This is a genomic window from Opitutia bacterium KCR 482 (assembly GCA_029269845.2).
Classification (GTDB): Bacteria; Verrucomicrobiota; Verrucomicrobiia; order Opitutales; family Intestinicryptomonadaceae; genus Merdousia.
The window spans coordinates 443852-456850 of the sequence record CP149973.1 but is presented as its reverse complement, the minus strand read 5'-3'; the positions used below and the strand labels follow the sequence as shown (position 1 = coordinate 456850).

At 56.1% G+C, this 12999-nt stretch carries 13 protein-coding genes; 10 read left to right on the top strand and 3 right to left on the bottom strand.

Features of this window, described 5'->3' with window-relative positions:
- Window position 1: 1 nt before the first annotated feature.
- The 3 genes from P3B99_001860 to P3B99_001850 form a co-directional block, all read right to left on the bottom strand.
- Window positions 2–493 (bottom strand): threonine/serine exporter family protein, encoded by a 492-nt coding sequence (locus P3B99_001860; protein WYJ07875.1) that lies wholly within the window; start codon window positions 491–493, stop codon window positions 2–4.
- On the bottom strand, window positions 490–1254 hold the full coding sequence (locus P3B99_001855) for a threonine/serine exporter family protein (GenBank protein ID WYJ07874.1): 765 nt from the start codon (window positions 1252–1254) through the stop codon (window positions 490–492). The genes P3B99_001860 and P3B99_001855 overlap by 4 nt, the downstream gene beginning before the upstream one ends.
- 79 nt (window positions 1255–1333) lie before the next feature.
- Entirely contained in the window at window positions 1334–2233 is a 900-nt protein-coding gene (locus P3B99_001850; protein WYJ07873.1) for a LysR family transcriptional regulator, read from the bottom strand.
- A gap of 218 nt (window positions 2234–2451) precedes the next feature.
- On the opposite strand from P3B99_001850, the gene P3B99_001845 reads away from it, so the two are divergent.
- The 10 genes from P3B99_001845 (at window position 2452) to P3B99_001800 (ending at window position 12999) form a co-directional block, all read left to right on the top strand.
- Window positions 2452–3930, top strand: a complete 1479-nt coding sequence (locus P3B99_001845; GenBank protein WYJ07872.1) for a putative Na+/H+ antiporter — start codon at window positions 2452–2454, stop codon at window positions 3928–3930.
- A gap of 8 nt (window positions 3931–3938) precedes the next feature.
- The gene (locus tag P3B99_001840) at window positions 3939–5225 is read left to right on the top strand and encodes a hypothetical protein (GenBank protein ID WYJ07871.1); all 1287 of its coding nucleotides are present in this window, start codon (window positions 3939–3941) and stop codon (window positions 5223–5225) included.
- 11 nt (window positions 5226–5236) lie between these two features.
- Window positions 5237–6679: an SLC13 family permease gene (locus P3B99_001835; GenBank protein WYJ07870.1), complete on the top strand. Its 1443-nt coding sequence runs from the start codon at window positions 5237–5239 to the stop codon at window positions 6677–6679.
- A 166-nt stretch (window positions 6680–6845) separates the two neighbouring features.
- Complete coding sequence (locus tag P3B99_001830) at window positions 6846–7832, top strand: ABC transporter substrate-binding protein (GenBank protein ID WYJ07869.1); 987 nt, start codon at window positions 6846–6848, stop codon at window positions 7830–7832.
- On the top strand, window positions 7829–8629 hold the full coding sequence (locus P3B99_001825) for an ABC transporter ATP-binding protein (protein ID WYJ07868.1): 801 nt from the start codon (window positions 7829–7831) through the stop codon (window positions 8627–8629). The genes P3B99_001830 and P3B99_001825 overlap by 4 nt, the downstream gene beginning before the upstream one ends.
- On the top strand, window positions 8629–9411 hold the full coding sequence (locus P3B99_001820) for an ABC transporter permease (protein ID WYJ07867.1): 783 nt from the start codon (window positions 8629–8631) through the stop codon (window positions 9409–9411). Before P3B99_001825 ends, P3B99_001820 begins: the two co-directional genes overlap by 1 nt.
- A 34-nt stretch (window positions 9412–9445) precedes the next feature.
- Window positions 9446–10609 carry an ABC transporter permease gene (locus P3B99_001815; protein ID WYJ07866.1) on the top strand — a complete coding sequence of 388 codons (1164 nt, stop codon included), beginning with the start codon at window positions 9446–9448 and terminating at the stop codon, window positions 10607–10609.
- The gene (locus tag P3B99_001810) at window positions 10606–11400 is read left to right on the top strand and encodes an ATP-binding cassette domain-containing protein (protein WYJ07865.1); all 795 of its coding nucleotides are present in this window, start codon (window positions 10606–10608) and stop codon (window positions 11398–11400) included. The genes P3B99_001815 and P3B99_001810 overlap by 4 nt, the downstream gene beginning before the upstream one ends.
- Entirely contained in the window at window positions 11397–12410 is a 1014-nt protein-coding gene (locus P3B99_001805) for an MlaD family protein (GenBank protein ID WYJ07864.1), read from the top strand. Before P3B99_001810 ends, P3B99_001805 begins: the two co-directional genes overlap by 4 nt.
- A complete protein-coding gene (locus P3B99_001800) occupies window positions 12403–12999 on the top strand; it encodes a PqiC family protein (GenBank protein ID WYJ07863.1) in 597 nt (198 codons plus the stop codon). The genes P3B99_001805 and P3B99_001800 overlap by 8 nt, the downstream gene beginning before the upstream one ends.

The following is a 12999-nucleotide window of genomic DNA, read 5'->3' as shown; positions in this document are numbered from 1 at the left end:
GTTATTTTTTGCCCTCCCTCGAAAGCGCGTGCGACATATTTTTAAAGACGAAAGTCGGCAGTGCCGCCCCCGTTGCGAGCAGTATTATCACCGTTCCGGAGACTGTGGCGTTCAGCAAAAAGCTCTGCATGTACTCCATGCCGCCGTCGTTGCCGTTAACCGACTGCATGAACATTATCAGCGAGAACAGCGTTTTGTACGCGTAAATCCCCGGAATCATCGGGAGCAGCGCGGGTATGTAGAGAATGGTCATTGGCACGCGGATTTGACGCGCCAGAATCAGGCTTCCGCTTCCGATTGCGAACGCCGCGACGAACGACGCCGTTCCGATGTCCGTACCGCATTTCATCATTGCGAACCTCAGCGCGTGTCCGACCGCCGCCAGCAGCGCGATTCTCGGAAACGCCTTTACGGGAGGGTCGGAAATCGCGCCGAAGCCCGTTCCCGCGACCGCCGCGAAGAATCCGTCGAAGAGTATGTCCCAAATGCTCATAGAAATTGTCCTTTCACAAGCGCGAGAGTCGCGAAAAGTCCGACGCCTATGCACGCGATAATCAGCATTTCCTTTGCGAGGCGGCTTATGCCCGTCGTCGTGTAGCCGTCGAGAATGTCGATTACCCCGTTGATGAGCGGCACCCCCGGAATAAGAAACAGCGGGCTTGTCGCCAGCGCCGTCTGCGACGTGCATTCGAACGAGAGCGACACCGACGCGCAAATCGACGCCGCGAACGACGACGCCATTATCGTAAGGTAGTTGTTGACGCCCTTTTTCAGCATGTACTGTTTTGTTGAAAAGCCGACGAGCGTCGCGGTAAAGACAATCGCCATTGCGAGGAAGTCGCCGCCGAAGAGCCTGCAAAACGACGCGTTTGCAAAGCCCACATAGAACAGCACGAACACGGGGTCGATTTTCGGCTTTGCAAGTATTGCTTCGAACTCGGACCTGATTTCCCCAAGCGGCATTTTTTTGTCAATCGCGCGCCACGAAAGTCGGCAGAGGTCGGCGTTGCGCTCGAACGAAATGGGGCTTTGCGGAATGCGGGCGACTTTCGTTGAAATTATGCCGTCGCACTCCACCGAGACTATCAGGCTTGTATGCGTCATCGCGATTTCCGCGGTTGCCCCGACTGCCTCGGCTATTCTTTTTGCGCTGCGCGCCGTGCGCGACGCGTACGCGCCGCAGCCCGTGAGCGTCGCCGCGTATTCGGCGACCAGTGCGAGTATTTCGTCTGACCTGTTTTTTGCCTCTTCCATATCGGAACAGGCGCGATTATACCGCGCTTGGATTTTTCATTCAACGCATGAAAAATGCCATTTTAATGCAAAATACGCATTAAATGCGGAACGATTTTTTTAGAATGGAGACGAAATTTCCGAGCGTTTTCGAGTGGTTGTCCGCCTTCCAGATGCCCGCGTAGACTACGGGTTCGTCCAGCCCCCTAAGGGTTTTGTAGACGACGTCCGCGTAGTCGAGCGGCTTCATGAGCGCGGGCACGAAAGTTATGATGTCGGAGTGCGGAAGCAGGCGCAGAACGGCGTCGAAATTGTAGATTTCCTCGGCGACGTTCGGCGTGAGTATTCCGCCGCGCCGCAGGGCTTCGTCGATTGTCCTGCGGAAGAAGGGCGACTCCTCGTAGGGGAGCATTGCGAACTTTTCGTTTTTCAGCTCCGACATCTCGACCGCGCCGCTTTTCTTTGCGAGCCTGTGGCTTGCGGGCAGGGCGAGCAGGATTTTCTCGCGCCCAAGCTCTATCGATTTCACGTCGAGGGTTTTTCTCTGCGACACGCGGATTATCCCGAAGTCAAGCTCTCCCTTTTCCACCTTTGCGAGAATGCTCGCCGACGAGTGTTTGCCGAGTTTAAGAAACACTTCGGGGTAGTCCGCCCGCATTTGCTTCAACGAGGCGAAGAATTTTTCCGACGTGAAAAACGAGGGAATCACCTCCATTGAAAGCGAACCGCATTCTCCCTTTGCCGCCTTTTTTGCGCCGAGCTTTGCCGCCGACTCCAAGTCGGCGATTTTTTCGGCGTTCGGCAGAAAGGCCCTGCCCGCGTCGGTGAGCGACAGCCGCCACTTGTTTGCCCTGTCGAAAAGGCGGCAGCCGACTTCGCTTTCGAGCGACATTATCTGCCTGCTCAAAACCGACTGTCCCATTCCGAGTTTGTCCGCAGCGCGCGAAAAGTGGAGGGTTTCGGCGGCGGCTATAAAGCATTTTATTTGGGTGGAGTCCATTGTCTTTCTTTTATCCCTATTAGTTCCTTGCGCAATTTCAACCCTAATTTAATGCAAAATTTGCATAAAGTTTGATTCATTGGGAAAGTATTAAAAACTTGATTTTTTATGCCGAATCAGCGAGACTTCCACTAATTAGCCGAAAGCATCGGGCGGAATTTTTGTTCCGCCGCCGCCAAACCGCAACGCGGGGCGTTGTTCGGTTTTTTGAATTTTAAATGCACTCGAAAATAAATACTTGTGTTTTTTGCGCCGCACTGGTCTTTGCGGGGCTGCTTTTGTCGTCGCCCGACGCCTGCGCGGCGCAGTTCCCGCTTCCGCAGGACGCGTATCCCAAGTGCGACGGGCTTTGGCGGACGCTCGTAAGCCGCGTGAAAATGTCGCACATGAATCTGTACGCCACTATAATTTTCGCGTGCGCGGTAGTCCACACTTTCAGCTACCAGATGTTTCTGAAATTCGCCGATACCGTTAAAAAACAGCAAAAACGCTTCAAGTTGCGCGATTCGAGCGTGGACATTGCAAAGCGCATTCTCTCGCTCTTGGGAGAGGTCGAAATAGTTTTCGCGCTCTGGCTTGTTCCGCTGTTTGCGATTTTCTATTACGAGTGCGGCTGGCATTCGCTGACCGACTACCTCAACAACCTCGCGTACGCGCAGGACAAATATTCCGAGCCTGTTTTCGTGATGGTCGTCATGTGCATGGCGGCGACGCGCCCCGTGATTTACGTTGCGGCGAAGTTCGTGAGCCTGTTTGCGGCGTTGGGTGGCAAAACCGTCCGCGCGTGGTGGATTTCCATAATGTGCGTCGGCCCTATTTTGGGCTCTTTCATAACCGAGCCGGCGGCGATTACAATCTGCGCGATTCTGCTTTTGCGCCACTTTTTCGACTACACGCCGTCGATCAAATTCAAGTACGCGACTATCGGGCTGCTTTTCGTTTCGGTGTCGCTCGGCGGCGCGTTGACGCATTTTTCCGCGCCCCCGATTATCATGGTCGCGCGTTCGTGGGGCTGGGATACGCCGTTCATGATTGCGCACTTCGGGTGGAAGTCTGTGCTTGTGATTTTTGCGTCCACGTTCGTCTACGCGTTCCTTTTCAGGCGCGAGTTTGTTTCGCTTGAAAACAACCGCATAATGCGCGGGGCGGAGTCGTCAATCGAAAAGCCGCCGCCGAACTGGATAATCGGCATGCACCTGCTGTTTTTGATTGCGGCGGTCGCGGTAATGCACTATCTGGTTTTGGAAATGTTCCTGCTGCTTGCGTTCATCGCGTTTGTGGACATAACGCAGAGATTCCAGTGGGAGATGAAGTTCCGCAGCCCGATGCTTGTGGCGATTTTTTTGGGCGCGCTTGTAACGCACGGCAGCCTGCAAACGTGGTGGCTCGAACCCATTTTGGAGCGGCTCGACAGCGGTGCGCTTTTTGCGGGGAGCGTTCTGCTGACGTCGTTTAACGACAACGCCGCGATAACCTATTTGGCGTCGCTCGTGCCGAGCTTCGTCGACGAAACGAAATATTTGATAGTAGCCGCCGCGATAAGCGGAGGCGGTTTGACTGTAATTGCGAACGCGCCGAATCTCGTGGGTCTTTCGGTTTTAAAGGAGGAGTTTAGAAACGGCGTGTCCCCGAAACTGTTGCTCGAATGGTCGATTGTCCCTACGCTCCTTGCGTGCGCGGCATTCTTTTATCTCTAAACGGGCATATGTTTAAAATCGGAAAATACAAAACACTGGCAACGGCGGCCGCGGCAATGGCTGCGGCGTTTGTTCCGCAATTTGCGACGGCGCAGAGCGACGTCCGAATCCTCGACGCGCTCGTCTCGAAGGGGCTTCTCGAAAAGGCGGAGGCGGACGATTTGAAAAAGGGCATGGCGGAAATCCCCGTAGTGGAAACGCCGACCGACACGTTCCTGAGAATTTCCGGCAAGATGCAGTCGCAGTACGAATACATCTACGCCGACTGCACCGACGGCGCGGTTGCCGACTCTTCCGCGAGCGTCGGCAAATTCATAATCCGCCGAATGATTCTCACGTTCAATTCGGACAACAAGCGCGACTGGGGCACCCAGCTTTCCTTCGACTTCATTCTGCCCAACCAAATGTCCATCACCTATCTTTGGAAGCGCGTTGACTGCAATTTTGTGAAGGGCGAATTCAGGTTCGGATACGTCAAGCCGAATTTCTGCTTCGAGGAAAACATGTCGCCGTTCAAGCTCTATTGCGTTGAGCGTTCCGTGGCTACCTACTACTGGGGCGGCCCGCGCAAGGGCAGCGCGCGCAAGCTCGGCTTTGCGTCGTTCATGACGGGCGCGTTCTGGTACGGCGAATCGCGCGAAATCAGGGGCTTGAAATACGCCTTTGCCGCAACGAACTCCGACAACTACAAGGTCGGCTACGAGTCCATTTCCGACGGCTCCGACAACGCGCCCAACGTCTGGGCAAGCTCGTCCTACGCGACGGACATCGGCGGAGTCAAAACCACGTTCGGACTGAACCTCGGCTGGGGCTCGGCGGCGAATAAGACGGGCCGCTATTGCGCAACGGCAATGTACGGCGCAAACCCGTACATCACCCTCGACTGGGGCGCGCTCCGCACATACGCGGAATTCATAATCACGCAGGCGGACGGCGCAAAATGCCTCGACGGCTCGTACGACTCGCAGCTGCCGTTCGGTCTGAACTACATGGTTGAGTACAAGTTCGACATCGGCGAATTCGGGAAAATCGGCCCCGCGTTCAGGTTTTCGTACCTCGACACCGACGGGCGCGGCGTGTCGCCGTCGGACGTAATCAGGCAGAGCGTGAACGTTTCGGGCGACACCCCGTACCTGCGCGTGAAAAGCTTTTACTTCGGTCTGAATTGGTACATTCGCGGGGACAATCTGAAAGTCCAAAGCGGCTACGAATACGCGCATTTCGACGGAGGCGTCGGCGGGGCGCACGGGCTGGACGTAAACTGGTTCAGAACACAGGTTCAAGTTCTATTTTAAGGAAACACTAAATGAAACCGAAACAAATAATAGCATTGACGATATCAATCTCGGCGGGACTCATCGCGCTGTTGATGTCGCCCGAAAACTACCACATTGCCAATCTCAGCGTTGTAGAACAGCGCGTTATTGCGCTTTTTATATTCGCCGCGCTTATGTGGATTACCGAGGCCGTCCCGATTTGGACAACTTCGGTTCTCACAATCGTGCTCATGCTCCTGACTGTCTCCGACAGCTCGTTTTCGTTCCTCCGCGGCGAAGACGTCGAGGGCGCGCGCGCGTTCGGCAAACTCATAAAATACAAGTCGCTGATGGCGACGTTTGCCGACCCTATCATCATGCTGTTCATGGGCGGCTTTTTCCTCGCAATCGGCGCGGGCAAGTGCGGCTTGGACAAAAATTTGGCGAGGGTGCTTTTCAGCCCCTTCGGAAACAAGTCGCAGACGGTGCTCTTGGGCTTGATGTTCGTTTCGGCGGTGTTCTCGATGTTCATGAGCAACACGGCGACGACCGCGATGATGTTCGCGGTCATGACCCCGATTCTCGCGCCGATGGAAAACAGCGGCAAGGGAAGAATCGCGCTCGTCTTGGCTATCCCCGTGGCGGCGAATATCGGCGGTATCGGCACGCCCATCGGCACGCCTCCGAACGCAATCGCGCTCAAATACCTCAACGACGTAGACGGTCTCAACTTGGGAATCGGCTTCGGGCAGTGGATGGTCGCGATGGTTCCGTTCGTGATTTTGATGATACTCGTTTCGTGGTATCTGCTCATCAAGCTTTTCCCGTTCAACCGCAAAACCCTCGACATTTCGTTCGAAGGCACTTTCGAAAAGTCGCGCAAGGCGTACATCATCTACGCGACGTTCGCGGTTACGGTTCTGCTGTGGATGTTCGACAAATTCACGGGCATCAACTCTAACGTAGTGGCGATGATTCCCATGGCGGTCTTCACGGTTACGGGCATTGTGGATAAGAACGACCTCAAACAAATCAGTTGGGACGTTCTCTGGCTCGTCGCGGGCGGCTTCGCGCTCGGCGTCGGCTTGCAGGAAACGGGCTTGGCAAAGCACATGATTGACTCAATCCCCTTCGGAACATGGTCGGCGACGGCTACGATTATCGGGTCGGGTCTGCTGTGCTACGCAATGTCGACGTTCATGTCGCACACGGCGACTACCGCGCTTCTCGTCCCCGTTCTGGCGGCGGTTGCGGCAGGCATGAAGGACGCTCTGGCGTCGTTCGGCGGCGAACCCACGCTGCTTGTGGGCGTCGCGCTTTCGGCGTCCCTTGCGATGGCCCTTCCCATCAGTACGCCCCCGAACGCAATCGCGCACTCGGCGGGTCTTACAACCCAGAGGCAGATGGCGACAATCGGCATACTTGTCGGCGCAATCGGTCTGTCGGTCGGCTACATTTTGCTGTTCTTCCTCGGAAGCATAAAATACTTCTAAAAGCCGACTCGGAACTTTCCGCAAAAGCCCCTCCGCAAGAGGGGCTTTTTTGCGTCCGTGTCTCGGCGTTTTGCTCGTTCCGACTCCTCCGCCCGCGCGTTTTCGCTAACAGCCGCTTTTTTCATTAAAGCTTGAAAACGCCGATAAATCTGGTTTACTTTTTTGCATGATGGAATTGAAAAGTCTGATGAAATTAACGGCGGCGGCGGCGCTTTCGCTCGCTTCCATATCGAACCTTTCGGCTGCGGATAAAAAGAGGACGATACAAGTCGGCTATTTTCCGAATATCTCGCACGCGCAGGCTCTGGTCGCGCACCAGCTTACAAGACAGGGCAAGGGGTGGTTCGAGTCGAGGCTCGGCGACGGCGTGGAAATCAAATGGCGTCTTTTCAACGCGGGGCCGAGCGCGATGGAATCAATGTTCGCGGGGGCGGTCGATATTACTTATGTCGGGCCTAACCCCGCAATCAACGCGTTCGCAAAAACGCGCGGGCGCGATGTGCGCATTCTCGCGGGTTCGGCGGACGGCGGCGCGGCGCTGGTGGTAAACCCCGCTGCGAAAATAGAAAAGCCCGCCGACTTCAAGGGCAAGAAAATAGGCACGCCGCAGCTTGGCAACACGCAGGACGTCGCATGCAGGGCGTGGCTGATTTCGAACGGCATTCAGGTAAAAATCGCCTCTGGCGACGCGCACGTTATAGCAACTCCCAACCCCGAGCAGCTTCCGCTTTTCAAGCGCGGTAATCTCGACGCGGTTTGGACGGTCGAGCCGTGGATAACGCGCCTCGAAAAAGAAGCGGGCGGAAAGGTTTTCCTAGAACAGAAGGATACGGTGACAACCGTTTTGGCGACATGCAACAGGGCGTTGAAAAAATACCCCGACCTTGTGGAAAAATTCACAAAGGCGCACGCCGAACTCACCGACTGGATTAACAAAAACCCCGAAGAGGCGCAGAAGCTCGCCCGCATGGAGCTTGAGGCAATCACGGGCGGCAAAATTTCGGAAGAGCTTGTAAAAGCGGCGTGGCCGCGGCTTACTTTCACCTCGAAAATCAACAGGCAGGAACTTCAAAAATTTTGCGACTACGCATTCCAGTGCGGGTTTATCAAACGCAAAATCGACATGAACCCGATATACGCCGACAAAAAATGAGCGTAAAGGCAGAACTACAAAACGTCACGGCCAAGCTCGTCGTGGACAGCGTGAGCAAGACGTTCGACTCCGCGCAGGGGCGGGTAGAGGCTCTCAAAGACGTGAGCCTTACCGTCAACGAGGGCGAATTCGTCTGTCTCGTAGGCCCAAGCGGCTGCGGGAAATCGACGCTGTTGAACATGGTAGCGGGCTTGGACGAACCCGATTCGGGCAGAATCCTCGTGGAGGACACTCCCGTAAAAGGCCCGGGGCGCGACCGCATGGTGATGTTTCAGGAGCACGCGCTTTTTCCGTGGCTCGACGTCATGGGGAACGTCATGTTCGGGCTGAAACTAAAACCCAACCTCACCGACCCAGAACGCAGGGAGGTCGCCAAATTCTACCTGCACTTGGTTGGTTTGGAGCAGTTTGCGCGCGCGTCGGTGCACGAGCTTTCCGGAGGCATGCGCCAGCGCGTGGCTTTGGCGCGCTCGCTCGCGCCCAACCCCCGCATTCTTCTGATGGACGAAACTTTCGGCGCGCTCGACGCGCTCACGCGCGAGCAGCTCTATGGGGAAATCCAGCAGATTTGGGAGAAGCGCAAAAAGACGATTCTTTTCGTAACCCACAATATCCGCGAAGCCGTGTGCCTCGGCGACAGGGTTGTGCTGTTCTCTCCGCACCCCGGCAGAATTGTGCGGACTTTCAATATAGACCTGCCGCGCCCGCGCGACATCAACGACCCCGCGCTTACCTCGTACGCGTTGGAAATAACGTCGTTTCTTAAAAACCAGTTTGGAAGGGCTGTTGCCGAATAATGAAAAAGAAAAACTACAAACGCTGGCTTGTCTCGCTTGCGGCGTTCGCGGTGCTGATTGCCCTTTGGGAGCTTGCCGTAAAACGCTTCGGGCTTTTCGAATATACTCTTCCGCCGCCCTCGGACGTCGCGAAATACATTTGGAACTCCACGGCTGACGGCACGCTTCCGTCGGCGATTGTCGTCACATTGAAACGCCTGCTGTTAGGCTACGCAATCGGATTGTGCGTCGGCATTCCCGCGGGCATGCTGTGCTCGCGCTTCAACGTTTTTCAGGATACGGTCGGGCTGCTCGCGCTGGGCTTGCAGGCATTGCCGAGCGTGTGCTGGGTGCCGCTTGCGATTATGTGGTTCGGACAGGACGAGGCAGCAATGCTTTTCGTGGTCGTCATGGGCACTGTGTGGTCGATGATTTTGGCGACGGAGCACGGGGTGAAAAACATTCCGCCGATTTACCTCAGAGCCGCCCGCACAATGGGTTCTAATGGGCTTCACACATGGCTTAAAGTCATACTTCCCGCGGCGTTCCCGAGCATTTTGGGCGGCATGAAGCAGGGCTGGGCGTTCGCGTGGCGTTCGCTGATGGCGGCGGAAATCTATGTAACAATCCTCACGGGCTTCGGGCTTGGACAGCTGCTCCACTATGGGCGCGAACTCATGGACATGAATCAGGTTATCGGCGTAATGTGCGTGGTAATCGCGATAGGCCTGCTTGTCGACAAGGTGATGTTTTCGCCGCTCGAATCGCGCCTGCGCAAAAAGTGGGGCATTTCGAAAGATTAGCGGAATTTGCCGATAGTGCGATTTTTTACGGGAAATGTTCGGAATATTCAAAAAAAAGACGCCCGAAAACGGCGGCGGACTCTCCGCCACCGCCCAGCTTGTAGCCGACGGCGACACCGCCGTGCTCCGCTTTTCGGGCGTGTGGCTGCTCTCAAAAAAACGGACGCCCGTAGACGAGATCGTCCAAATGATAACGCCCGACATCAAAAGGCTTTCGTTCGACACGGGCGCGCTCAAATCCTACGACTCCGCGCTTGTCGGCATGCTGTTCCGCTGCTACGAGGCGTGCGCGCAGCTGGGAATCGAGTTCGATTCGCAGTCGCTGCCGAAAGGCCCGCGCGAGCTTCTGAAACTCGCCGTAGCCGTTCCGGAGGCCGACGCGTCGCCGAAAGGCGGGGTGCGCTTCAACATCATAAACAGGGTCGGCGTGCGGGCGATGAAATACGCGGACTCGTTTTTCGGGCAGTGCGGATTCATCGGTGAAGTCGCGATTGCGGCTACAAAGGCTGCGTTCGGAAAGGCGCGGTACAGGGGCTGCGACCTGCTCGGCATAATGCAGGCGGCGGGTCCCGAAGCTCTGCCGATTGTCGCGCTGATTAGCTTTTTGGTAGGGCTGATTCTTGCGTTCGTGGGCGCGATTCAGCTTGCAAAATACGGCTCGGAAATATTTGTGGCGGACTTGGTTGGAATCGCCATGTGCCGCGAAATGGGCGCAATCATGGTGGGCATTGTCATGAGCGGCAGGACGGGCGCGGCGTTTGCCGCCGAACTCGGCTCGATGAAAGTCAACGAGGAGATTTCGGCGTTCAGAACGTTCGGCATTTCTACCGCCGAATTTTTGGTGTTCCCGCGAATTCTTGCCCTCGTGCTGATGTTCCCGCTTCTTACGATTTTCGCCGACGTAATCGGCATGCTCGGCGGCTTCGTAATCGGCGCGGGCATGTTCGACATCAGCTACGACCAGTACGTCAACAGGACGCTTTCGGCCCTCAACATAGTCCAGATTTCCACGGGCGTGGGGAAGAGCTTTGTTTTCGGGATAATCGTCGCGTGCGTCGGCTGCCGCGCGGGCATGAACTGCGAGAAAAGCTCGGCGGGCGTCGGCTTGGCGACTACTTCGAGCGTGGTGCAGAGCATAACTTGGATAATCGTCGCCGATGCGATTTTCGCCGTAATCTTCACAATTTTCGACATATGAGCCGCCCGACAGACATTGCAGACGACGAAGTCTTCAGAATCGAAAACCTCACAATGGCGTACGGCGACTACGTTGTCATGCGCGGCCTCAATTTTTCCGTCAAGCGCGGCGAAATTTTCTTCATCATGGGCGGAAGCGGCTGCGGCAAGAGCACGCTTTTGCGCCACATGATAGGGCTGATAAAGCCCGCCGCGGGCACTATCTATTTTAGGGGCGAAAATTTTTCCGACGCCCCCGAACGCGAAAAAACCGCAATGCTCAGGCAGTTCGGCGTGCTGTATCAGGGCGGCGCGTTGTGGTCTTCCATGACGCTCGCCGAAAACGTGGAACTGCCCCTGCGCGAGTTTACGGGAATTTCCGCGCGCGACGCCGCCGACGTTGTGAATCTGAAACTTTCGCTTGTCGGGCTTAACGGCTTCGGTTCGTTCTACCCGTCGGAAATCAGCGGCGGCATGTGCAAGCGCGCGGGCTTGGCGAGAGCCATTGCGCTCGACCCGTCGGTGCTGTTCTTCGACGAACCGAGCGCGGGGCTTGACCCCGTTTCGTCGCACAGGCTCGACGAGCTTATCGTCCAGCTGCGAGACTCGCTGGGGGCTACGGTAATCATCGTTTCGCACGAGCTAGCCAGCATTTTCGACATCGCCGACAGGGCGGTATTTCTTGACACCACAACCAAGACGCAGTCGGCGGTGGGCTCGCCGCGCGAACTTTTGAATTCGGACAACGCAAATGTCCGCACATTTATGAACAGGGGCGTGGATCCGCGCTCCAAAGAAGGGAAGTCAATATGAAAAACAACGTAAATCCCGTGGCGATAGGCATGTTTGTTATTGCCGCGTCGGTGCTGGCGGTCGCGGCGGTGATGATTTTCGGGGCGGCGAAATTCTTTGCCAAGACCGAAATGTTCGTCTCGTACTTTTCCGAGAGCGTCAACGGGCTGGACGTCGGCGCGCCGTTGAAATACAAGGGCGTTACCATCGGCAAGGTGGAGCGCATAATGATAGGGCACGCGCCGAAAAGCATTCGCGAAAGCTCTGTGGCTGTCGTCTATTCTATCGACGTCGGCATGCTGAGGCGCAAGGCGGGCAGCGCGGTGGGAGACTTCGACTCGTGGATTCAGGCGCAAATCGCCGACGGGCTTCGCGCAAAGCTCAACTACCAGAGCATCGTAACGGGCATGCTCTACATTGAGCTTGACTTCCTCGGCGAGCCGAACGAACACTACCGCCTGCAATACAGAGGCCCGAACGCCCGCATAGAAATTCCGAGCGCGAAGTCGGGCTTGGCGGAGCTTGCAAAGGCGGTCGAAAAGACAATCACGCAGATTTCGGAAATCGACTTCAAAAGCATGGGCGAAAATTTGAACGGAGTTGCCGCGAGCGCAAACGCGCTAATGTCGGACCCCCACATTCAAAACGCCCCGCGCTCGCTCGGCATGCTGCTTGCCGACGCCGACAGGCTTGTCCGCAACGCCGACGCCGTGGTATCCGACCCCGAAACAAAGGCGGCTCCCAAGCACCTCAACACCCTCATGCGCGACGCCGACTCTTTCGTAAAATCGGCGGAAACCGAAATGAAATCGCTGTCGGCGGCTGGGCGCGAGACCTTCTCTAACGCGGACAAAGTGCTCAAAAACGTGGATACGATAGTCGCGCCGCAGTCGCCGCTCCGCTACGAGCTGGCTGTGATGATTCGCACTCTCAATGACTCCCTCAACTCAATTTCAAACCTTACCGACTATCTCGAACGCAACCCAAGCTCGCTTTTGACGGGCAAATACAAAGGAAAATCAGATGAATAAGACATTCCGAAAAGCCCTGCCGCTTTTGCTTTTGCCGATGCTTGCGTCATGCTTCGGCGGATTCCTCGAACCGCAAAAGGACGAAACCGTGTTCTACATAATGCGCGCCCGCCCCGTGGAAAAGGTCGCCGTGGCGGAACGCACGCCCATCAACCTCATGCCCATTACGATTCCCTCGTACATGAACCGCAACCAGATTGTGTCGGCGGGCAAGGGCGGAATAGTGTCGATGTCGGAGTTCGACAGATGGGCGGAGTCCGCGCAGAGCGGGCTTACGCGCGTGCTCGCCGAGGACATTTCCGCCACTTCCGAAAACCTCGACATCTACGCATACCCGAACCTTTCGCACGGCGCGCTAAACCTGAAAATCATAGTCCACGACTGCATCGGAACGCTCGGCGGCGACTTGGTTTTCAAGGGCAAGTGGCAGCTCGATTCTGCGGCGTCGAAGCTTAAAATCGCGCGGGATTTTTCGTTTAAAACGCCCTGCGGCGAAACAAACGCCTCGTATGTGGAGTCTATAAACGAAAGCGCGGCGAAACTCGCGGCGGACATCGCAAAGACAATTTCAAGCAACAAGGAAAAATAA